The organism is Methylothermus subterraneus, assembly GCF_054656915.1.
Genome location: NZ_BAAHXK010000004.1, coordinates 153382 through 173134, shown reverse-complemented (window position 1 = coordinate 173134; position 19753 = coordinate 153382). Strand labels below are relative to the sequence as shown.

The 19753-nt window shown below is 63.8% G+C and carries 21 protein-coding genes and 1 tRNA gene; 12 read left to right on the top strand and 10 right to left on the bottom strand.

The features are described from left to right. Position 1 precedes the first annotated feature (1 nt). Positions 2-727, top strand: coding sequence for a CDP-alcohol phosphatidyltransferase family protein (locus tag ACYQ3M_RS05395; protein WP_460035037.1), 726 nt, complete (start codon positions 2-4; stop codon positions 725-727). Further along, complete coding sequence (locus tag ACYQ3M_RS05390; RefSeq protein ID WP_460035036.1) at positions 687-1442, top strand: class I SAM-dependent methyltransferase; 756 nt, start codon at positions 687-689, stop codon at positions 1440-1442. The genes ACYQ3M_RS05395 and ACYQ3M_RS05390 overlap by 41 nt, the downstream gene beginning before the upstream one ends. On the opposite strand, the gene ACYQ3M_RS05385 is transcribed toward ACYQ3M_RS05390, so the two are convergent. The 6 genes from ACYQ3M_RS05385 to ACYQ3M_RS05360 are packed head-to-tail and all read right to left on the bottom strand — an operon-like array spanning position 1402 to position 5676. Next, a complete protein-coding gene (locus tag ACYQ3M_RS05385; RefSeq protein ID WP_460035035.1) occupies positions 1402-2292 on the bottom strand; it encodes a class I SAM-dependent methyltransferase in 891 nt (296 codons plus the stop codon). The genes ACYQ3M_RS05390 and ACYQ3M_RS05385 overlap by 41 nt on opposite strands. Beyond that, a complete protein-coding gene (locus ACYQ3M_RS05380) occupies positions 2279-2650 on the bottom strand; it encodes a 6-pyruvoyl trahydropterin synthase family protein (protein WP_460035034.1) in 372 nt (123 codons plus the stop codon). Before ACYQ3M_RS05380 ends, ACYQ3M_RS05385 begins: the two co-directional genes overlap by 14 nt. Then, a complete protein-coding gene (locus ACYQ3M_RS05375) occupies positions 2638-3645 on the bottom strand; it encodes a zinc-dependent alcohol dehydrogenase (RefSeq protein WP_460035033.1) in 1008 nt (335 codons plus the stop codon). Before ACYQ3M_RS05375 ends, ACYQ3M_RS05380 begins: the two co-directional genes overlap by 13 nt. Next, complete coding sequence (locus ACYQ3M_RS05370) at positions 3642-4379, bottom strand: RibD family protein (RefSeq protein WP_460035032.1); 738 nt, start codon at positions 4377-4379, stop codon at positions 3642-3644. The genes ACYQ3M_RS05375 and ACYQ3M_RS05370 overlap by 4 nt, the downstream gene beginning before the upstream one ends. Before the next feature lie 9 nt (positions 4380-4388). After that, the gene (locus ACYQ3M_RS05365) at positions 4389-5258 is read right to left on the bottom strand and encodes a c-type cytochrome (protein ID WP_460035031.1); all 870 of its coding nucleotides are present in this window, start codon (positions 5256-5258) and stop codon (positions 4389-4391) included. Continuing rightward, positions 5236-5676 carry a c-type cytochrome gene (locus ACYQ3M_RS05360; protein ID WP_460035030.1) on the bottom strand — a complete coding sequence of 147 codons (441 nt, stop codon included), beginning with the start codon at positions 5674-5676 and terminating at the stop codon, positions 5236-5238. Before ACYQ3M_RS05360 ends, ACYQ3M_RS05365 begins: the two co-directional genes overlap by 23 nt. Before the next feature lie 86 nt (positions 5677-5762). Here ACYQ3M_RS05360 and ccmA point away from each other — a divergent pair, with 86 nt between their 5' ends. Then, positions 5763-6380: a cytochrome c biogenesis heme-transporting ATPase CcmA gene (ccmA, locus tag ACYQ3M_RS05355; RefSeq protein WP_460035029.1), complete on the top strand. Its 618-nt coding sequence runs from the start codon at positions 5763-5765 to the stop codon at positions 6378-6380. Then, the gene (locus ACYQ3M_RS05350) at positions 6377-6997 is read left to right on the top strand and encodes a MarC family protein (protein WP_460035028.1); all 621 of its coding nucleotides are present in this window, start codon (positions 6377-6379) and stop codon (positions 6995-6997) included. The genes ccmA and ACYQ3M_RS05350 overlap by 4 nt, the downstream gene beginning before the upstream one ends. Positions 6998-7001: 4 nt before the next feature. On the opposite strand, the gene ACYQ3M_RS05345 is transcribed toward ACYQ3M_RS05350, so the two are convergent. Beyond that, entirely contained in the window at positions 7002-9011 is a 2010-nt protein-coding gene (locus ACYQ3M_RS05345) for a sodium-translocating pyrophosphatase (RefSeq protein WP_460035027.1), read from the bottom strand. Between the two features lie 128 nt (positions 9012-9139). On the opposite strand from ACYQ3M_RS05345, the gene ACYQ3M_RS05340 reads away from it, so the two are divergent. The 4 genes from ACYQ3M_RS05340 to ACYQ3M_RS05325 all read left to right on the top strand — a co-directional run bounded on the left by ACYQ3M_RS05340 (position 9140) and on the right by ACYQ3M_RS05325 (position 13504). Then, positions 9140-10555 carry a M20/M25/M40 family metallo-hydrolase gene (locus tag ACYQ3M_RS05340; protein WP_460035026.1) on the top strand — a complete coding sequence of 472 codons (1416 nt, stop codon included), beginning with the start codon at positions 9140-9142 and terminating at the stop codon, positions 10553-10555. Then, positions 10539-12539: a UvrD-helicase domain-containing protein gene (locus ACYQ3M_RS05335; RefSeq protein ID WP_460035025.1), complete on the top strand. Its 2001-nt coding sequence runs from the start codon at positions 10539-10541 to the stop codon at positions 12537-12539. The genes ACYQ3M_RS05340 and ACYQ3M_RS05335 overlap by 17 nt, the downstream gene beginning before the upstream one ends. Continuing rightward, a complete protein-coding gene (locus tag ACYQ3M_RS05330) occupies positions 12536-13414 on the top strand; it encodes an alpha/beta fold hydrolase (protein WP_460035024.1) in 879 nt (292 codons plus the stop codon). Before ACYQ3M_RS05335 ends, ACYQ3M_RS05330 begins: the two co-directional genes overlap by 4 nt. A 13-nt stretch (positions 13415-13427) precedes the next feature. After that, positions 13428-13504 (top strand) — tRNA-Arg (locus ACYQ3M_RS05325). 31 nt (positions 13505-13535) lie between these two features. Here the strand turns inward: ACYQ3M_RS05325 and ACYQ3M_RS05320 are convergent. Next, on the bottom strand, positions 13536-13916 hold the full coding sequence (locus tag ACYQ3M_RS05320) for a 4a-hydroxytetrahydrobiopterin dehydratase (protein WP_460035023.1): 381 nt from the start codon (positions 13914-13916) through the stop codon (positions 13536-13538). A gap of 59 nt (positions 13917-13975) precedes the next feature. Then, on the bottom strand, positions 13976-14806 hold the full coding sequence (gene folP / locus ACYQ3M_RS05315; protein ID WP_460035022.1) for a dihydropteroate synthase: 831 nt from the start codon (positions 14804-14806) through the stop codon (positions 13976-13978). A 63-nt stretch (positions 14807-14869) separates the two neighbouring features. Between folP and ACYQ3M_RS05310 the strand changes: the two genes are divergently transcribed. The 4 genes from ACYQ3M_RS05310 to ACYQ3M_RS05295 are packed head-to-tail and all read left to right on the top strand — an operon-like array spanning position 14870 to position 18534. Then, a complete protein-coding gene (locus tag ACYQ3M_RS05310) occupies positions 14870-16276 on the top strand; it encodes a DUF6513 domain-containing protein (RefSeq protein WP_460035021.1) in 1407 nt (468 codons plus the stop codon). Then, positions 16273-16839, top strand: coding sequence for a DUF447 domain-containing protein (locus ACYQ3M_RS05305; RefSeq protein WP_460035020.1), 567 nt, complete (start codon positions 16273-16275; stop codon positions 16837-16839). The genes ACYQ3M_RS05310 and ACYQ3M_RS05305 overlap by 4 nt, the downstream gene beginning before the upstream one ends. Beyond that, the gene (locus ACYQ3M_RS05300) at positions 16836-17540 is read left to right on the top strand and encodes a (5-formylfuran-3-yl)methyl phosphate synthase (RefSeq protein WP_460035019.1); all 705 of its coding nucleotides are present in this window, start codon (positions 16836-16838) and stop codon (positions 17538-17540) included. Before ACYQ3M_RS05305 ends, ACYQ3M_RS05300 begins: the two co-directional genes overlap by 4 nt. After that, entirely contained in the window at positions 17491-18534 is a 1044-nt protein-coding gene (locus tag ACYQ3M_RS05295) for a quinone-dependent dihydroorotate dehydrogenase (protein ID WP_460035018.1), read from the top strand. The genes ACYQ3M_RS05300 and ACYQ3M_RS05295 overlap by 50 nt, the downstream gene beginning before the upstream one ends. Here the strand turns inward: ACYQ3M_RS05295 and ACYQ3M_RS05290 are convergent. Next, positions 18504-19718, bottom strand: coding sequence for a hypothetical protein (locus tag ACYQ3M_RS05290; RefSeq protein ID WP_460035017.1), 1215 nt, complete (start codon positions 19716-19718; stop codon positions 18504-18506). The two genes, ACYQ3M_RS05295 and ACYQ3M_RS05290, sit on opposite strands and share 31 nt — an antisense overlap. Positions 19719-19753 lie beyond the last annotated feature (35 nt).

The window sequence follows — 19753 nt, the reverse complement described above, 5'->3', positions numbered from 1 at the left end:
CATGCGCGCCGAGCCTGCCGACTTGCCGGAACCCTGTGCCCTGGAGCGTTGGAGTACGCTCCACGCCGCCGCGCTGCTGGCCATGAGCTTTTTGGTCGCGGTCAAGGCCTTGCCGTTGCCTTTGCTGGCCGCCGGCGCGGGGGCTTCGTTTCTGGTTTTGGTGTGGCAGCAGCGCGGGCGCTGGACCCCGTCCGGGCGCTTCGGCGCGGCCAACTGGGTCACCCTGCTGCGGCTGGCGGGGGTTTTAGGGCTGCTTGGCGGCTCGGCGACGGGCCAAGGGGCGGTGGCCTTGGCCCTTCTCCTGTGGCTCCTGGACGGGATCGACGGCTGGCTGGCTGTGCGTTTGAAGCTGGCCTCGGCGTTTGGCGATCTCTTCGATAAAGAGACCGACGCCTTGTTCACTTTGGCTCTGACTGCCCTCCTCTACTGCGCCGCAGGCGTTCCTGTTTGGATCCTGATCGGCGGCGGGCTGCGTTACGGCTTCGTCCTCGCGCTCAGGCTGACCCGCCGAGACCTTGCGCTGCCGCCGCAACCGCTGGCCCGCCCCATCGGGGCAATCGCTCTGCTCGGCTTGATCTTGGGGCTGTGGCCGCCGCCTGCCGGTTACCGCTGGGTGCTGGCCGCCTTGACAGCGGCCTTGGTGGTTTCTTTCCTAACCAGTTTCTGGACGATCTGCAAGCGCCATCATGCCTCCCAACGAACCGGTGCCGGTCCGCGACCAAGCTGACATCCGGGCCTTCTTCGACGCGCTGGCGGGCGATTACCGCGACCTCCACGGCCACCCCGAGCGCCTGCTGCGCTACCGCCTCAAGCTCATCGACCGGCTGCTGGCGGGAACTTCCCGCGGCACTTTGCTGGAAATCGGCTGCGGCACGGGGATCCACTTGTTGGCGCTGGCGCCCAAATTTCAGCGCCGCGTAGGCATCGACCTCTCGCCGGCGATGATCGAGCGCGCCCGCACGCTGTGCCGCAACCGCGGCTGGACAGGAATCGAACTGTTTGTCTCTTCGGCCGAGACCTTGAGCGGGGTGCAAGACGCCAGCGTCGACGTGGCGCTGATGGTGGGCGTGCTCGAACACGTGCCGGACAAAAGGGCCGCGTTTGGCCAGCTCCGCCGGGTGCTCAAACCCGGCGGCGCGCTTATCTGCCTCACCCCCAACGCGAACTTTTTCTGGTACCGCCGGCCGCACCGGCCTTGGCAAATCCTAAGCAGCGACGAATTCCTGGACGCCGCCAAAGTCCGCCGCCTGGTGCAAGAATCCGGCTTGGAGCTGGTCTGCCTGGATTACTGGCGCTTTGTCCCGCGCGGCAATTTGCCTTGGCTGCTGGGATGGGGGTTGACCGCGCTCGACTGGCCGGGGAAGTGGCTTAGGATTTCGGCCCTACGCGGCGGGCTGTGCTTTAAGGCCGTACGGCCACGAGATCCAGCTGATGGACGATGAGCCCGAGCCGCCCGGCTCGAAGCTGCGCCAATCGCTCTTGGTGCCAAGCTTCCAACGCCCGCTCCTCCAGCCCCTCGCCTTCGCCGCGGATCATCGCGAGCAAGGCCTCGAGCACCACCGCGTCGGCGTCGCGATAGCCGCCCCGCACCGGAGTCAGGTTCCAGTCGGAACTGCCAAAGCCCAAGACCTCCCACCCCGCCGTGAGCAGCGCCTGATGCAGGCGGCGGCCGCACAGGGCCCCGCCGGTGGCCTCTTGGCCTACGCGCCGAAGCTCCATCGAACGGTCGTAGCGGGCGAGGAGTTCGGCCTCGAAGTCCAGGTCGGAATACGCCGGAAACAACGCCGTGCCGCCGTCGTAGTTGCAGGTGGCGTAAAACACCCCTCCCGGGACCAACCAGCCTTTTACCTTGGCCAGCGTCCGGGCCAGGGGAACCAGATCCATGAAAGTGTGGGCGCAGACCGCCTGGCACGGCGCTTTAGGATCAAACGCCAAGCCGTCGGCGTTGACGAACCGCAGCTTGCGCCAACACCCGCCCCGCCTGGCCTCGAAGCCGTCTTCCGCTAAGATCAGGCGCCAGCCCGCCTCCTCCAGCGCCTTGCGGCAAAGTCCAACCGCCGCCTCGGCTAAAGCCGCCTCGCGCTCCACCCCGGTCAAAACCAACCTGGGATTGGCCAAATGCAAGGCCAAATGGCGCAGCATCGCTCCGGTGCCGGTGCCCAGATCGATGATCTCGACTTCCGGCGCGCCGGCAAGCGCGGCGCGGAAAATCTCAAACACGTGGGGGTTTAGGCTGCGCCGGTCCAGCGCGGCTTTGGCCTCGAGGTATAAGATGAGTTCATCCACCGTCATACGCCGCCCAGGCGCTGGGGTTCTCCCACAACCGCACCTCCAGGCGCACGCCGCCCTTGCCTAGGCGCGCGTTGAGCTGCTGCCAGACGATCCGGCAAAAGTGTTCCAGACTCGGGTTGAGGCCGGCAAACTCGGCCAGCTCGTTCAAGCAGCGGTCGCGAAAGCGCGCCAGCACCTCCTCGACCGCCTGTTCTAAAACCGTAAGATCGATGAGGTAGCCGTGGCGGTCCAGGCGCTCGCCGGCAAGGCGCACCTCCAGCCTGTAGGCGTGGCTGTGCTCGAGGTTCTCGGCGCCGAAGTCGCCACCGATCAAGTAGTGGCGGGCGATAAAGTCGCGCGCTAGGGCTAATCGGTACATGCTTGCAATCCTCCTGACCCAATCTCGCTCCCATAGACGAACACCGGCTGGAGCAGCTCGGCGCGCTCCAGCCGCTCGAAAACCTCCTGGGCCGCCTCCAAGGGAAAGCGGTGGCTGACGAGGCGGCCGGGGCGAATATCCCGCAGCCTTTCCCACACCAGAGTATGACGGCGCGCCTTGTCCCAGCGGCCGGAGAGCTCCGGGTCGATGCGGCTCACCTGGCTGGCGAGCAGGCGGATGCGGCTGCGGTGGAAGGCTCCGCCCAGATCCAGCGTCACTTTGCCGCGATACCAGGAAGCGAGGACGATGCGGCCGGACACCCCGGTCAGGTCGATGGCCGACTGCAGCCCGGCCGCGCTGCCGGAAAGCTCGATCGCCAGATCAAAATCTCCCTCCGGCGGCCTGTCCGGGTCGAAGGTCAAAGCCCCTAAGTTTTGCGCCAAACGGCGGCGCTCGGCGATGGGATCGCAAGCGTACAGCGCGACCGGAAAGCGGGCCAGAATCGCCACCGTCAACAGCCCCACGACGCCAAGCCCGACCACCAACACGCGCTCCCCGAGCCGGGGAGCCGCGTCGTGGACAAAACTCACCGCCGACTCCAGATTGGCAAAGAAAAGAGCGTCCTCGTCGGCAATATCCTCCGGCACCGGCAGGCATTCCGACGCCGCCACTACGGCGTGGGACTGATGCGGGTGGAACAAAAACACGCGCTTACCTAGCCACGCTTCCGCCCCGGGACCGGCCGCGGCCACCTCGCCGATCAGGGCGTAGCCGTAACGAAATGGATAACCAAAGCTTCCAGAAAGCGCCGGCAGGGTGGCATCCAAAGGCAGGTCTTGAGGCAGCTCGCCGGCGAAGATGCGCTTTTCGGTTCCGGGGCTGACCGCCGAATACCAGCTTTTCACCAACACCTGCCCGGCGCCTGGGGCGGCCAAAGTCACCTCGCGCGCTTCCACCCGGCGCGGCGCGGTATGAAACAGCGCCAGGGCTTTCATGGACTCACTCCTACCCGGCCGAGCACCACCAGGTCGGCCCCCAATCGTCGATACCTGCAGTTGACCAATGGCACCTCTACCTTTTCCGCCAGCGCCCGAACCCCGCCCAGAAACCGCGGCGCCAGCGTCAGCACGCAGTAGTCCACCAGGCGCCGGCGCAAAAACGCCTGGATCACGCATCCCCCGCCCTCCACCATCAACGTGCCGATCCCTTCGGCGGCCAGGCAACGCAACACCGCGATCAAGTCGAGCCGCCCGGGGCTCTCCTCCGGTACGCAAAACAGGCGGATCCCCAACGCCTCCAGGCGCCGCCGACGCGCCTCCGGCGCCGTAAAGGAAGCAAACAGCCACGGCCGCTTGCGGGAGGCGCTGAGCACCCGCGCGGTTTCCGGAAAGCGCAGGCGGCTGTCCAAAATCACCGGCCGAGGATCTTCGCCGGCCACATACCGCACGTTCAGCCGCGGATCGTCGGTCAAAATCGTCTCCACCCCCACCAGCAGCGCCTGGTGGCAGGCGCGAAGCTGATGGGTCATCTCCAGCGATTCTCTGCCGCTCAAAGCGCACGCCCGGCCGGGTTCGGGAGCGATGCTGCCGTCTAGGCTTTGGGCGTAGCTTAAGGTGACAAAGGGCCGGTTGACGGCGCGGCGCCGGTAGCTTGCCTGCTGCAGCAGCAGCGGATACAAAAACTTAAGCCGATCCGGCAATCCCTCGATACCCCTTAAAACCGTTTCCATCGGGGGAGCTTAAGGCTCGGCGGCGATCGGCGGCAGGCTTTTGAGATACTCGGCGATCGCGCGCAAGTCCTCCTCGGGCAGCTTGGCGGTGCCGTTTCGGATCACTTTGGCCATCTCGCCGCTTACGGTATCGCCGTCGGGTTTGATCCCGGTCTTGAAGAAATACACAAGGTCCGCCTCGCTCCACTCGCCGATGCCGTGATCGGGGTCGGGGGTGATGTTCGGCGCCCGGATCTCCCCCAACACCGCCCCGGCATAGGCGCGGCTGCGGTCCAAGGCGCCAAGAAAGTTACGCGGGGTGTGGCACTCGCCGCAGTGACCCACCGCCTCCACCCAATACGCGCCGCGGTTCCAGCGCTCCGAGCGGAAGGGGTCGGGTTTGAAGCGCTCCGGCCGGAAGTACAGCCAGCGCCAAACCCACAACCCCGCGCGCAGGTTGAAAGGAAAGCGCAACTCATGGTTCGGGGACTTGCGCTTGACCGCCGGCAGCGTCTTAAGATACGCCCTGAGCGCGCGGACGTCCTGCACGTTCATGCGCGTGTAGGAGGTGAAAGGAAAGGCCGGATAATAAGGTTGGCCCTGCGGCGAGATCCCCTCCCTCAGGGCGCGGATGAACTCTTCCTCGCTCCACTTGCCGATCCCGGTTTCCGGGTCGGGCGTGAGGTTGGGAGGGTAAAACGTCCCAAACGGGGTTTTCAGCTCCCCCCCGCCCAGAATCGGGCCGCCTTCGGCGGTATGGCAGTTGCTGCAGCCGCCTAGGGCAAACAGCATCTCCCCGCGCAGGACCTGCGCCTCCTTCTCCGCCGCCCCTGTCGAACTTAGCCACAGCAGCCAGCCGACCAGCCACAACCACCGCTCAATCCTTGCGGTACTTTTCATGGCAACCGCCGCAGCCTTCTTTCCCCATCTTCTGGAACGCCGCCTGCATCGCCGCCGCATCGTTTGCTTGGGCCGCCTGCACGAACGCTTCCGCGAGGCGCTCGAGGTTCTGAGCGCGGGCGATAAAATCGTCGAAGTTCTGCCAGATTTCTTTCTTGGCCGCGCTCTTGCGGTACTCGCTTCCCTTGGGGAACATTTGCGGAATCGACTTGGAAAGCCTTAAAATCGCCTCGCCGTGCGCCCGCGCATCGGGCAAAAATTGGGTTTGGCCTTCGGCGAAGATCGCCTTTAAGGCGGCGGTGTGCCCGCCAAGCGCTTTCATCGTCCCTTGCCGGTAAGCGACGATGGCCTTGACGTCGGCCAACGCCGAAGACCCCACCAGCGCCCCCAGCATAACAGCCAACCAACGCTTGCTCATGTTTTTACCCTCCTCAACTTGGCTTTCCGGCTTGAGTATACAACCGTTATCTGAAACGATACTAGCCTAAAAAAGGCTTTGCGGCGATGACCCAACCCCTTTTATACGCGGCAAATCTTGAGTGCGTGCGCGGCGACCGCCTGTTGTTCCGCGGCCTGAGCTTTTGCCTCGATCGCGGCCAACTCCTCCATATCCAAGGCGCCAACGGCTGCGGCAAGACCAGTTTGCTTAGGATGGTGTGCGGCCTGAGCGCGCCTGCGGCAGGAGAGATTTACTGGCGGGGCCGGCCGATCGGGAGCGAAAGGCATCGGCTCCTCCAGGAATTGGCGTACCTCGGCCATCATCTAGGCGTCAAAGGTGAGCTGAGCGCGCTGGAAAATTTGACCTTGGCGAGCCGGCTTTACCGCACCCGTCAAGGCGCCGACCCGCGCCAGCTTCTGAATCAGGCCGGTCTTGGCGGCTGCATGGAGATCCCCGCCCGGTCTTTGTCCGCCGGCCAACGCCAGCGCATCGCCCTCGCCCGGCTGTTGCTGCAGGAGGCCGTCTTGTGGGTGCTGGACGAACCGTTCACGGCGCTGGACCAAAGCGGCGTCGCTTGGGTCCAATCCTTGCTGGAGGAGCATCTTGGACGCGGGGGGCTGGTGGTGATGACCTCCCACCAGCCGGTCTCGGTGGGCTTTGATGTGGTGACGCTCAAACTATGAGCCAGCACTTTTGGGGTCTTTTGGTGCCGCTGTGGGTGATCATGGACCCGGTGGGCAACTTGCCTTTGTTTCTGGCCATGACCGAGGGCTTGAACCGGGCAGCGCAGGTGCGCGTGGCCGCCTTGGCCTGCCTCACCGCAGGAGGGATATTATTGCTTTTCGGGCTGGCCGGCGATGCCGTGTTGGCGCTGTTTGGCATCGGCCTGCCGGCGTTTCGCTTGGCCGGCGGGTTCATCTTTTTCATCTACGCCCTGCAGATGTTCCAGCTCATCCCGCCGCCCAACCTCAAAAGCTCGCCCGCCGAGGAAGCCGAAAGCCTGGCCAAAACCCACATCGCCCTGGTGCCGCTAGCGACCCCGCTCATCGCCGGCCCGGGAGCGATCACCCTGGTCCTGGTCTGGCAGCAGGACCCAACGCGCCAGATCCCGCTCGGGCTGCTCGCCGCGGCGATCTTGGGCGCCTGCCTGGGGGTGTTTGCGGTCCTTGCCGCCGCGCCGTGGATCCGCCGAGCGCTGGGCGTAGGCGGGATCGGCGTGATCACCCGCTTAAGCGGCCTGCTGCTTGCGGTGATCGCGATGCAGTTCGTGATCGACGGTTTGGCGCAGGTCCTACGCTAACGCTTCAGACCAGCAGCGGGGCGATCACCAGGCTGACGATGGCCATCACGTTGATCAAAATATTCATCGAAGGGCCGGCGGTGTCTTTGAACGGATCGCCCACCGTGTCGCCGACCACCGCCGCCTTGTGGGTATCCGAGCCTTTGCCGCCTAAGTTTCCCTTCTCCACGTATTTTTTGGCGTTGTCCCAGGCGCCGCCGGCGTTGGCCATCATCAGCGCCATCAGCACGCACCCTAAAAGCGCTCCGCCAAGCATCCCGCCCAGCGCCTCAGGTCCGAGCCAGAAGCCGACGGTCACCGGCGCGCTCACCGCGATCACCCCGGGCAAGATCATTTTTTTAAGCGCCGCCTGCGTGGCGATGTCCACGCAACGGGCGGTGTCCGGTTCCGCCTGGCCTTCCAACAGCCCTGGGATCTCGCGGAACTGGCGGCGGATCTCCTGGATCATCGCGAACGCCGCTTTGCCGACCGCGGTCATGGTGACCGAGGCGATGAGCAGCGGGATGGTCCCGCCGATGAACGCCCCGCCGAGCACTTTGGCGTTGCCCAAATCCAAGCTAAAATCCGGCAGCTTGCTGGCGATGGTCTCGCCGTAAGCGGTGATGATGGCCAAGGCCGCCAACGCCGCCGCGCCGATGGCAAAGCCCTTGCCGATCGCCGCCGTGGTGTTGCCGAGTTCGTCCAAAGAATCGGTGATCTTGCGGACCTCGGAACCCAAGCCGCCCATTTCGGCGATGCCGCCGGCGTTATCGGCCACCGGTCCATAAGCGTCGATCGCCATGGTGATCCCGACCGTGGCCAGCATCCCCACCGCGGCGATGCCGACCCCGTACAAGCCCACCAGCCAATCGGCCAGAAAAATGATGGCGCTGATAGTCAGAATCGGCGCCACCACCGACTCCATCCCCGTCGCCAATCCGGCGATGATCACCGTGGCCGGCCCCGTCTCGCCGGACTTAGCGATTTGCGCCACCGGCCGACCGCCGGTGTAATACTCGGTCACCAGCCCGATCACCACCCCGCCGACCGAACCCGCCAGCACCGCGAGCCAAGCCTTAAGGCTCACTCCTGCCAACGCAATCACGATTAGGGCCAAACCGACGAAAATGACCGCCGCCCCGACCGTGCCGATCCTCAGCGCCAGTTCCGCCGGCCTTGCGGCGTTCCGGCGCACCAAGAAGATTCCGGCGAGGGAGGACAAAAGTCCCACCGAAGCCAGCCCCAGAGGCAAGAACATCAGCGCCCCCCGCGACCCCACCGGGGCCAGGGTCTCGGCGGCCATGGTCGAAGCCATCGCGATGGTGGCGATCATCGCCCCGCAATACGACTCGAAGATGTCCGAGCCCATCCCGGCCACATCCCCCACGTTGTCGCCCACGTTGTCGGCGATCACCCCCGGGTTGCGCGGATCATCCTCGGGGATCCCAGCTTCCACCTTGCCGACCAGGTCCGCCCCCACGTCGGCGCTCTTGGTATAGATGCCGCCGCCGACGCGTGAGAACAGCGCCACCGTCGAAGCCCCCATGCCAAAGCCGTGGAGGGCGTGGGCGGTCTCGGGATCGTCGCCAAAGACCAGATACATCAGCCCCAGGCCCAAAAGCCCTAAAGAGGCCACCGCCAGGCCCATGATCGACCCGCCGAAGAAGGCCACCTCCAAAGCCTTGGCCGCGTCTCCGGTGGCGGCGGCTACGGCAGTGCGCACGTTGGCGCGGGTGGCGGTATACATGCCGAGGTAGCCGGCCGCCGCCGAAGCCGTCGCCCCCACTAGGAAGCACAAGGCGGTGCGCCAGCCCAGAAAAGACCACAAAAGCCCTCCTAGCACCGCCACGAACCCCGCCAGGATCTGGTACTCGCGACGGATGAACACCATCGCCCCCAAGTGGATCTGCTCGGCGATGCGCGCGATCTTGCCCTCGCCCGCCGGAGTCTGCTTGACGAGCTGGTAGATCCGCCAAGCGGCATAAAGTCCAAACGCCCCGAGCAGAGGGGGCAGAAGATAAAGCAGGTAGCGCATCGGTCTTCCTCCTTTCTTTTTAGGTTATTCTGGCGCCTCGCCTGGCTTTCTTGGGCAAGCGCGCATCATTTGGGAGCAGCTGCTCACACCCAGTATAATCAATCGCTGCAAACCGACCCAGGTGCACCATGAGCCACTCCCCCTCCGATTTTAGCGCTTTTATCGAGGATTTCTGGGACCGGAAGATCCTGCCCACCCTTACCGAATACATCCAAATCCCGTGCCTTTCGGTGGCCTTTGACCCCGCCTGGGAGACCTCAGGCCAACTGGAAAGAGCCAGGAGGCTAGCAAGCGACTGGCTCAAAGCCCACGCCGAACCCGACTGGCGCCTCCACGACCTGAAGCTCCCCGGCAAAACCCCGCTGATTTTAGTGGAGATCCCCGGGCAAGGTGAGCAAACCGCGCTGCTTTACGGTCATCTGGACAAGCAGCCGGCTATGGAGGGCTGGCGCGAAGGTTTAGGCCCCTGGCAGCCGGTGATCGAGGGCGAAAAATTGTACGGCCGCGGCGGCGCCGACGACGGTTACGCCCTGTTCGCCGCGGTGGCGGCGGCCAAAGCCTTGCGCCATAAGGGCATCCCGCACGCCAGGCTGTTGCTCCTGATCGAATTCTCCGAGGAGAGCGGCTCCCCGGACCTTCCCGCCTATCTCGACGCTTTGGCCGAAGCGATGGGTGAGGTCGACCTGGTGATCGCCCTGGACTCGGGCGCCGGCGATTACCAAAGGCTGTGGGCCACGACCTCGCTGCGCGGGATGCTTTCCCTAATCCTCACCGTGCGCACCCTTAAAGAGGCCGTGCACTCGGGGATCGCCTCCGGGCTGGTGCCCGAGTCTTTTGCCATCGCGCGCCAGCTCCTCGACCGTTTAGAAGACGCCGCCAGCGGCCACGTCAAGCTCGCCGAACTCCACGCGCCCATCCCCCCAATCCGCTTGGAGCAAGCCAAGGCCGCCGCGGCGATCTTGGGCTCCAGACCGATCGAAGGCCTCCATCCCCTCCCCGGCCTCAAACCCCTCGCCGACGACCCTGTGGAGCTGCTCCTCAACAACACCTGGCGCCCGGCGTTGTGCGTGGTCGGGCAAGAGGGATTGCCTGAGATCCCCCAGGCCGGCAACGTAATGCGCGCTTATACGGCCTTAAAGCTTTCGTTCCGCCTGCCGCCCACGGTGTCCTGCGCGAGCGCCAAAGCTGCCATCGAAGCGGCTTTGCAGCGCGATCCCCCTTACGGCGCCCAGGTTCAGGTCCGGTTCGAGGCCGAAGGCGACGGCTGGGAAGCTCCGCCCCCGGCGGACTGGCTGCTTGCCGCTTGCGATGAGGCCTCTCGCGCCCTGTACGGCCACCCTGCCGCGCATCTGGGGCTGGGGGCTAGCATTCCGTTCATGAGTTTTCTGGGCAGGCGCTTTCCCGCCGCGCAGTTTTTGATCACCGGGGTGCTGGGGCCGGGGAGCAACGCCCACGGGCCCAACGAGTTCTTGCACCTCCCCTACGCCAAAAAGCTGACCGCGTGCATCGCCCACGTACTCGCCGCCCATGCTCAAGCGGTCTGACCTCAACCCCCAGCAGCAGGCCGCGGTCCAAGCCACCGACGCCCCGCTGTTGGTGATCGCCGGCGCCGGCAGCGGCAAGACCCGCGTCATCACCTACAAAATCGCCTACCTGATCGAACAAGGCTTAGCGGCGCGCCACATCGCCGCCCTCACCTTCACCAACAAGGCGGCACGAGAAATGAAAGAACGGGTGGGGCGGCTGGTCCAAGGGCAAGCGGCCAAAGGGTTGACGGTATCCACCTTCCACGCTCTGGGGCTGGAGATCGTGCGCAGCGAACACCGGGCTTTAGGCTACAAAGCCGGCCTCTCCATCCTCGACGCCCACGACCGCTTAAGCTTGCTCGGCGAGATCGCCCGTCACCACCGGCCGCTTTCGCCGGCCGAGCTCTCCAACTACGCGCACCAAATCGGCGTGTGGAAAAACGAGCTCAAATCGCCCGCACAAGCCGGCGACGACCCCGCCGCTTGGCTTTATCGCGAATACCAGCGCTGCCTGAAAGCTTACAATGCCGTCGATTTCGACGACCTGATCCTGCTGCCGGTCTTGCTGTTCCAAGATTTCCCGGAGATCTTGGAAAAGTGGCAGGGCCGGATCCGCTACCTGCTGGTCGACGAGTACCAGGACACCAATCTCGCCCAATACCAGCTTCTGCGCCAGCTCGCCGGAAAGCTGGGGCGGTTTACCGCCGTTGGCGACGACGACCAGTCGATCTACGCCTGGCGCGGCGCCCAAGCGGAGAACTTGGTGCGGCTGCAGCACGACTACCCGCGCCTGAAAGTCATCAAACTGGAGCAGAACTACCGCTCCACCGGACGCATCCTCAAGGCCGCCAACCAGCTGATCGCCAACAACCCCCACGTATTCGAGAAGAAGCTCTGGAGCCGCCTGGGACTCGGCGATCCGATCCGCGTTTTAAGCCACGCCGATGAATTCGCCGAGGCCAGAAACCTCGCCGCCGACCTTCTGCACCACAAGTTCCGCACCGGCTCGCGCTTTGCCGATTACGCCGTCCTCTACCGCAGCAACCACCAGGCCCGGCTGTTCGAGCGCAGCTTCCGGGAACAGCGCATCCCTTATTATCTGAGCGGCGGCCAGTCGTTCTTCGCCCACGCCGAAGTCAAGGACGTGGTCGCCTACCTGCGCCTGCTGGTCAACCCGGACGACGACGTGGCCTTTTTGCGCGTGGTCAACGTTCCCAAGCGCGAGCTTGGACCCACCACCTTGGAAAAGCTCGGCACCTACGCGCAAAACCGCGGCGTTTCCTTGTTTGCCGCGTGCTACGAGCTGGGGTTGACCCAGGTCTTGCCGGAGAAGACTTGCCTGCGCCTGCAGCGTTTTTGCGACTTTTTGGGGGAGGTGGCCGACCGCGCTAAGCGCGGCGCCGCTTTTGCGGTGATCGAGGAAATGCTGGCAACGATCGGCTACCGCGAACATCTGCGCGAGATCGCGGCCAACCCCAAACAAGCCGAGCGCCGCTGGGAGAACGTGCAGGAGCTCATGGACTGGCTGGGCCGCCTGCTCGAGGAAGCCGAAGGCGGCGCCGACCCCTTAGGCGCGGCGGTAGGCAAACTGCTCCTGCTCGACGTCCTCGACCGCACCCGCGATGAAGACGCCGGCGACCGGGTCGCCCTGATGACGCTGCACGCCGCCAAGGGCTTGGAATTTCCCCACGTCTATCTGGTAGGGATGGAAGAGGGTGTGTTACCCCATCAGACCAGCTTCGAAGAAGACAAGATCGAGGAAGAACGGCGCCTGGCTTACGTCGGCATCACCCGCGCCCAGAAAACCCTGACTTTGAGCTATTGCTGCGGCCGCAAGCGCTATGGGGAGGTGATCGCCTGCCAGCCCAGCCGCTTCCTCGCCGAACTGCCGCAGGACGTGCTCGAATGGCAGGACAAGAAGACCCGCAGCGCGGAGGAGAAAAAAGCGCAGGGGCGGGCCGCGCTCCGCGTGATGAAAGCCCTGCTCCAGGAGAGCGGATGAGCGCCGCGCTTACCCTTCCCGCAGGCAGGCGGCTCGGCTTTGTCCGTTACGGCGACCTGAACGGACATCCGGTCTTTTACTGCCACGGCCTACCTTCCTCGCGCCTAGAAGCCAGGCTCGCCGCGGCCGCCGCCAAACGTTTAAACGTCCAGCTGATCGCGCTCGATCGGCCGGGTTATGGCCGTTCCGACCCGCTTCCCCCCACGCAAATCGCCGATTGGCCAGAGGACGTGGAACGGCTGGCCGATCACCTGCAGATCGAGCGCTTTGCCGTCTTGGGCGTTTCCGGCGGCGGCCCTTATGCTTTGGCCTGCGCCTGGCGTCTGCCGCATCGGGTCACCGCGCTGGGTCTGGTCTGCCCGCTGGGGCCGGTCGCGCAGGCGGAGCTTCGCCGTGGAATGAGCAAAGCGGCGCGTTTTGCGTTTTTTCTCGCCCAACACGCGCCGTGGGCGCTTGCGGTGTTCTTCGGCGACCTCACCGCACGGCTCTTGCGGCGCTTTCCAGACCTTACCTTCGCCCTGCTGAGGCGCTATCTGTCCGCGAAGGACCGCCTGGTTCTGGCCGATCCTTCAATCCGCAAAGTGCTGCGCGCCACCGTCCGCGAAGGCTTGCGCCAAGGATCCAAAGGGCCACGGCGCGATTTTCTCCAGTACCTTCGGCCGTGGGGCGTGGAACTTGCCGCCATCGACCGGCCGGTGACGCTCTGGCACGGCACCGCCGACACCGTGGTCCCCCTCGCCCACAGCCGCTTCCTCGCCCAACGCCTGCCTAGGGCCAAACTTTGCGTCCTGCCCGGCGAAGGCCACTACTCGCTCCCTGCCGGCTGCGCCGAAGTTATCCTTCAAGACCTTGTGCAAGCGCAGCCAAACCGCTAAAATGACCTTTTAAGCGCCCGTAGCTCAGTTGGATAGAGCGCAGGCCTCCGGAGCCTGAGGTCAGAGGTTCAAGTCCTCTCGGGCGCGCCAGCCTTTAAGACCACCGCTTGGCGACCGGACCTCAGTCGTACTTGAGGTACTTAAAGCGCGGATCGTCCGGCGTGCCTTCGAGCGCGCTCTCCTCGCCCGGGCGCCACATTACGACCTCTTCGATCTTTTTCGCCAGCTCGAAATCCTTGTCGGTGATGCCCTTGGCCGAATGCGTCATGAGCTTGACGATCACAAACGCATACGAGACCGTCAAGTCGGGATGATGAAAAGCCGCCTCCGCCAGATGGCCGATGGCGTTCACCACCATGAGCGTGCCCTTCCAGCCAAAAGTTTTGTACTTGCGCCGGATCCAGCCGTTTTCGTAATACCAGTGCGGCAGTTCCTCTTGCAGCCGCGCCTGGATTTCTTCTTCGGTATAGGTCTGCTCCGGTCCCCGCTTGCGCCAGCCCATCTTTGCCTCCTTTAAAACTTGCCGAGCTTAAAACCTAGCATCCAGCTCAACGCAAACCCTCAGGCGTTGCGGATCGCCCAGGCCACCTCCAGCGCCTGGCGGTTTGCTTTGACGTCGTGAACGCGAAACACCTTCACCCCCGCCATCACCCCGAGGGCGGTGGTGGCGACCGTTGCCGCGACCAGCTCGGTCGGCTCGCCCACGTCCAAAATCTGGCCCATAAAGCGCTTGCGGCTGGTGCCTAACAGCACCGGAAAACCGGTCGCTACGAAGCGATCCAGATGGGCTAGAAGCTGAAGGTTGTCGTTTCGGCGCTTGCCAAAACCGATCCCTGGGTCGATCAGAATTTGCTCCCGCGCTATTCCTGCCTGCTGCGCGGCCAAGGCCCGCGCTTTCAGAAACGCAAGCACTTCCGCCACCACGTCCTGGTAGACCGGGTTGTCTTGCATGGTCTTGGGAGTGCCTTGCATGTGCATGAGCACGATGGGCAGCTTGTGGCTGGCGGCAAGCTGAAACATCTGCGGGTCGGCGCGTCCGGCCGAGACGTCGTTGATGAGGGCGGCGCCGGCCTGGATGGCCGCCTTGGCCACTTCCGCGATCGTCGTATCGATGCTGATCGAGCAATCTGCGGGCAAGGCCTCAGAAAGCGCCTCGATCACCGGGAGCACGCGCCGGATTTGTTCTTCCGCCGCCACCGGCTCCGCCCCCGGGCGGGTCGATTCCCCGCCGACGTCGATGATCTCCGCGCCCTCTTCCGCAAGCTTTAGCCCCTGCGCCACCGCCGCGCGCACGTCCAAGTAACGCCCGCCGTCGGAGAAGCTGTCGGGGGTGACGTTGAGAATCCCCATGAGCATGGGTTTGGGCTCTTGCAAGCGGTCGAGCAAACGCATGACCTCAAATCCGGCTAAATCGCGACCCGATCAATGGTAGCATATCGCTTTAAGCCTTCCACCATGCCCGAGAAAAAGCGCGAGCACATCCTGTTTTTGACCGGCAAGCTGGCTGAAAAGCAGCTCAGGCAAACGCTGGAAGCCATGCAGCCGGATTTCGACTACACGGTTCATCAGCTGGGGCTGACGGTGGCCGCGCTGATGACCGCCGACATGATCCGCCGCAGGCTCAAGGACACTTTCGGCGCCGATCGCATCCTGGTCCCGGGGCGCTGCAGCGGGGACCTTGAGGCACTGTCGCGGGAGCTGGGCGTTCCGGTGGAACGCGGCCCGAACGAAATCAAAGACCTGCCAGCGTTTTTCGGCCGGGAAAACTTCAAGCCCGATCTTTCCCGTTACGATATCCGCATCTTTGCCGAAATCACCGACGCGCCTAGGCTAAACCTTGAGCAAATCCTGGCTCAAGCCGATGGGTACCGGCGCCACGGAGCCGATGTGATCGACTTGGGCTGTCTTCCCAACCAGCCATTTCCGCACCTGGAAGAAGCCATTTCCGCCTTGAAAAGCGAAGGCTATCGGGTCAGCGTGGACTCCTTGAACCCCGAAGACCTGCTGCGCGGCGGGCGCGCCGGCGCCGATTATTTGCTGAGCCTGCACCTAGACACCCTTTGGATCGCGGAAGAAGTGGCCAGCTGCCCCATCCTCATCCCCCAGCCCGCCACGGCGCTCGAGACCCTAGATGAGGCGGCAGAAATCCTCGCGCGCCAAAACCGCCCCTTCCTCCTCGATCCCATTCTGGAGCCGATCCACTTCGGGTTCACCGCCTCGATCGTGCGGTACTATGAAACCCGAAGGCGCCATCCCGAGGCCGAGATGCTGATGGGGGTAGGCAACCTCACCGAACTGACCCACGCCGACACCGCCGGCATCAACGCTTTGCTGCTCGGCATCTGCTCAGAGCTTCACATCCGCAACATCTTGACCACCCAGGTCAGCGGTCACTGCCGGCGCGCCGTCCCGGAAGCGGACCTGGCGCGGCGCATCCTTTACTACGCGCGCCAACACAACACGCTTCCTAAGCATATCCACCCGGGCCTGATGAGCCTGCACGAACCCAAACCCTTCCCGTATAATTTGGCCGAAGTAAAGGAACTGGCCGGGATGATCCGCGATCCAAGCTACCGCATCCAGATCACCGAGGAAGGCATTCACATTTTCAACCGCGACGGCTTTTACTCGGCCACCGACCCGTTCGAACTGTTCCCGCACCTTAAGGTAGAGCACGACGGCGGGCACGCCTTTTACCTAGGCGCCGAGCTCACCAAAGCCCAAATCGCCTGGCAGCTGGGCAAGCGCTACGCCCAGGACGAGCCTTTGGCGTGGGGTTGCGCGGTGGAAGCGACCGAAGAGCTCGACCGACACGCCTACAAACCCGCCGGCACCACTTTACAGAAAAAACCCAAAGCATGATCCTCGAGACCATCGTCACCACCCAGGACCCGGCAGGCAGGCCGCATATTGCCCCCATGGGCGTCCACGCTTGGCAAGAGGGATGGGCGATTTTGCCTTTCCGCCCCTCGCGGACGCTCGCCAACCTCCAAGCCACCGGCCTTGCGGTGCTAAACGCCACCGACGACGTGCGCGTCTTTGCCGGCTGCGTGACCGGACAAGGCGACTTTCCGCTGGTTCCGGCCGATCGTATCGCCTGCCCTAGGCTGCGCGACGCCCTCGCGCACATCGAACTGGAGCTGGTTCGGATAGAAGACGACCCGGTCCGCCCCAAGCTGTTTTGCCGCCCCGTGCATCAAGTCAACCACGCCCCGTTTCTGGGCTTCAACCGCGCCCAGTTTGCGGTTCTGGAGGCGGCGATCCTGATCAGTCGCCTTAAAATTTTGCCGCTCGCCCAGATTGAAGCCGAGCTGGCCTATTTGCAATCCGCTTTACACAAAACCGCAGGACCTAAAGAACTTGAGGCTTGGCAATGGCTGATGACCTATTTGGAAAGCTTCAAACACCGGCGCCAAACCGTATGATGCGCTTGCTCCTCAGCGTGACCGATGTTGAAGAAGCGCATCTGGCTTCGATGGCCGATGTTTTAGACTTGAAAAACCCCGCTCAAGGGGCGCTTGGGGCGTTGCCGGTCGAGACGCTCCAGGCCGTCCGCCAGGCGCTGCCCCAAAAAACCCTAAGCGCCACCATCGGCGATTTGCCGCTCGTGCCGGAGGCGGTGCAGCAAGCGGTGCAAAAGGTCGCTGCCACCGGGGTCGACTACGTCAAAATCGGTCTATTCGCAGGCGACCTTTTCGCCACCCTGCGCGCGCTCGTCCCCCTAGCGCGGCAAACCCGACTGGTCGGAGTGATCTTCGCCGACCGCCCGGTCGACCTCTCCATTCTTCAAGCCCTGGCCGAGGCCGGCTTTGCCGGCGCGATGCTGGACACCGCGGGCAAAACCCAAGGCGCGCTAACCGCCCTGCGCCCGCTCGATTGGCTTAAAGAGTTCGTAGCACGCGCCCGGGGTCTTGGGCTTTTGGTCGGATTGGCTGGTTCTTTACGCCTTGACGATGTTTCCTTACTTCAGCCCCTGCGCCCGGATTACTTGGGCTTTCGCGGGGCCGCGTGCCAGCACGGGCAACGCACGAAGTCTTTAGATCCGCAAAGGGTTTACCAACTCTATCAAGCTGTGCATGGACCTCTACCCGCTCATTCGCCCGCTGCTGTTTCGGCTCGACCCTGAAACCGCGCATCGCTTGACCCTTTCTGCTCTGGACGCAGCCGCAAAGTTTATCCCGCGCCCACGCCGGCTAAGCTGTCCCACCGAGGTTTTGGGCTTGCGCTTTCCCAACCCGGTGGGGCTGGCGGCCGGACTCGACAAAAACGGCGACCATATCCTGGGTCTGGCGCGTTTGGGGTTTGGCTTTATCGAAGTGGGCACCGTCACCCCGCGCCCGCAGCCGGGAAATCCCAGACCGCGCCTGTTCCGCCTGCCTCAGGCGCAAGCCTTGATCAACCGCATGGGGTTCAACAACTTAGGGCTCTCTCACCTGGTCGAGAACCTAAAGCGCTTGCGGGCGCGGGACTTCATCTTAGGGGTAAACTTAGGGAAAAACCGCGACACGCCAAACACGAAGGCGGTTAACGATTACCTTTTGGGGCTTGAGAGCGTCTACGAACTGGCCGACTACGTCGCTATCAATTTGTCTTCCCCAAACACGCCTGGACTGCGCGAACTCCAGCACGGAAAGCTGCTGGAAGAGCTCCTCACCGAACTCCTCGAGGCGCGTGAGCGCTTGGCGGTAAAAACCGGCAAATCCTTGCCGCTGGCGGTCAAGATCGCTCCCGATCTTAGCTTAGAGCAGCTTGCCGCCCAAGCAGAAATTCTGCTTCGCTATAGGGTGGACGCGGTGATCGCCACCAACACCACTTTAGACCATTCGCGCATCGCCCACCTACCTTACGGTCAGGAGGAAGGGGGGGTGAGCGGCGGGCCGCTTAAGGCCCAGTCTACCGCCATGGTCAGGCAGCTCGCCGAGCGGTTTGCAGGCCGCATCCCCATCATCGCTTGCGGCGGGATCTTGTGCGCTGAAGACGCCCTGGCCAAATTCGCCGCCGGCGCGAGCCTGATCCAGCTCTACACCGGCTTGATCTACCGTGGCCCCAAATTGATCGAGGAAATCCTAACGCGCCTGGAGGAGCGATCTTACCCCAGCCGATCGAGGATATCGCGGTAATAAGTCTCGGCGTCCTGATGATACCCTTCGGTAGGTCTTGGCAATTCGGTCTGCTGGATGGCGACCGAGGCGAGGACAAGGTGGATGGTATCTGCCGCTTTTAGGCGTTTGAGCAACGCTGCCCATTCCGCTGCAAGCTCGGCGACAAGCGCCTCTTGCCTTTCCTGAGGCAAGTCCCACCATTGAGGTTGGGCTAATAGCCTCTCTTTAAGCCACTCCCCAAGGCGCAACTCGGCAAACGGCAGATTCTCCGCCGTTTCCACTACCTCCTCCAAAGCGGAGGCATCCTTCAAGCCAACCCCGGTGGGCAAGAAATACTCGCGCCGCGCCACTTCGGCAAAATCCACACCCCCAGGTAGATCCGCCGCCCCGCGCACGCACAGCTCGAGTTTGCTCAGGCCAGGAACGTGCCCGGCGCGGCGGGTAAATTCTCCGGTAAAACCTTCCACAAAGGCTCTAAGGTGGGGCACCAAGTCCGGATCGGCGCCATCGAAACGGACGCCGATCGCGCTGCCCACCCCCTTGGGTTCACTCCGGCGCACCGCACCGGCAAGCTCTGCGCACAAAGCGTAAGCAGCCTGCACCTGGCTCGTAGGATCGGGTAGAGTCAGGTCGAAAAGGCGCCTTGGATCAAACAGCAAGTTAAAGAAACCGGCAGCCAGCGCCTCTTCCGCGCGCTCCTGCAAGGAGGATAAATCTTCGACCGATTCGGCGCGCAGCCAATCGGCTTCGAGAAACACCGGACCTTCATAACCTTCGCGCAGTGCCGCCGCCAGCAGGCAGGTGGCGTAATCGACGGGCGGGCTTGTGCCGTTCAGAGAGAACACCAACGCTCCGCTGCCGGTTTCCCGGGCCGCCCGGAAGGCCGCCCTGCCCATGGCATAGGTTAGGTCCTGCAAGTTGACGGCTGGAATCACGCATTGCGGCGCCTGTCCACGCCCGACTTTAGTGTACCACCCTGCTAGGGAGGCGGGATAAACCGCGCAACCCGAAGCGGCCTGGCGAATCAACCAGCAGAGGAAATAGCGTACGCTTTCCTCTGGCTGCGACAGGGCGTTGTAGACTAAGGCGTCCAAACGCTCCTTACGCAGCCGGTGCGCATCGACGATTCTGACCTCGTTGCCGCGTACCTCCAGACAATCGCGCAGCAAGGCCTCCAAACCGCTGGCACGGTAGAACAACATCTTTTGCCTCCCTTGAACTGCCTGACCCGGTGAAC

Excerpts from the sequence above, each read along its gene's own strand:
- ACYQ3M_RS05395 (WP_460035037.1), top strand. The coding sequence starts at position 2 with ATGCGCGCCGAGCCTGCCGACTTGCCGGAACCCTGTGCCCTGGAGCGT.
- ACYQ3M_RS05390 (WP_460035036.1), top strand. The coding sequence starts at position 687 with ATGCCTCCCAACGAACCGGTGCCGGTCCGCGACCAAGCTGACATCCGG.
- ACYQ3M_RS05385 (WP_460035035.1), bottom strand. The coding sequence starts at position 2,292 with ATGACGGTGGATGAACTCATCTTATACCTCGAGGCCAAAGCCGCGCTG.
- ACYQ3M_RS05380 (WP_460035034.1), bottom strand. The coding sequence starts at position 2,650 with ATGTACCGATTAGCCCTAGCGCGCGACTTTATCGCCCGCCACTACTTG.
- ACYQ3M_RS05375 (WP_460035033.1), bottom strand. The coding sequence starts at position 3,645 with ATGAAAGCCCTGGCGCTGTTTCATACCGCGCCGCGCCGGGTGGAAGCG.
- ACYQ3M_RS05370 (WP_460035032.1), bottom strand. The coding sequence starts at position 4,379 with ATGGAAACGGTTTTAAGGGGTATCGAGGGATTGCCGGATCGGCTTAAG.
- ACYQ3M_RS05365 (WP_460035031.1), bottom strand. The coding sequence starts at position 5,258 with ATGAAAAGTACCGCAAGGATTGAGCGGTGGTTGTGGCTGGTCGGCTGG.
- ACYQ3M_RS05360 (WP_460035030.1), bottom strand. The coding sequence starts at position 5,676 with ATGAGCAAGCGTTGGTTGGCTGTTATGCTGGGGGCGCTGGTGGGGTCT.
- ccmA (WP_460035029.1), top strand. The coding sequence starts at position 5,763 with ATGACCCAACCCCTTTTATACGCGGCAAATCTTGAGTGCGTGCGCGGC.
- ACYQ3M_RS05350 (WP_460035028.1), top strand. The coding sequence starts at position 6,377 with ATGAGCCAGCACTTTTGGGGTCTTTTGGTGCCGCTGTGGGTGATCATG.
- ACYQ3M_RS05345 (WP_460035027.1), bottom strand. The coding sequence starts at position 9,011 with ATGCGCTACCTGCTTTATCTTCTGCCCCCTCTGCTCGGGGCGTTTGGA.
- ACYQ3M_RS05340 (WP_460035026.1), top strand. The coding sequence starts at position 9,140 with ATGAGCCACTCCCCCTCCGATTTTAGCGCTTTTATCGAGGATTTCTGG.
- ACYQ3M_RS05335 (WP_460035025.1), top strand. The coding sequence starts at position 10,539 with ATGCTCAAGCGGTCTGACCTCAACCCCCAGCAGCAGGCCGCGGTCCAA.
- ACYQ3M_RS05330 (WP_460035024.1), top strand. The coding sequence starts at position 12,536 with ATGAGCGCCGCGCTTACCCTTCCCGCAGGCAGGCGGCTCGGCTTTGTC.
- ACYQ3M_RS05320 (WP_460035023.1), bottom strand. The coding sequence starts at position 13,916 with ATGGGCTGGCGCAAGCGGGGACCGGAGCAGACCTATACCGAAGAAGAA.
- folP (WP_460035022.1), bottom strand. The coding sequence starts at position 14,806 with ATGCGTTTGCTCGACCGCTTGCAAGAGCCCAAACCCATGCTCATGGGG.
- ACYQ3M_RS05310 (WP_460035021.1), top strand. The coding sequence starts at position 14,870 with ATGCCCGAGAAAAAGCGCGAGCACATCCTGTTTTTGACCGGCAAGCTG.
- ACYQ3M_RS05305 (WP_460035020.1), top strand. The coding sequence starts at position 16,273 with ATGATCCTCGAGACCATCGTCACCACCCAGGACCCGGCAGGCAGGCCG.
- ACYQ3M_RS05300 (WP_460035019.1), top strand. The coding sequence starts at position 16,836 with ATGATGCGCTTGCTCCTCAGCGTGACCGATGTTGAAGAAGCGCATCTG.
- ACYQ3M_RS05295 (WP_460035018.1), top strand. The coding sequence starts at position 17,491 with ATGGACCTCTACCCGCTCATTCGCCCGCTGCTGTTTCGGCTCGACCCT.
- ACYQ3M_RS05290 (WP_460035017.1), bottom strand. The coding sequence starts at position 19,718 with ATGTTGTTCTACCGTGCCAGCGGTTTGGAGGCCTTGCTGCGCGATTGT.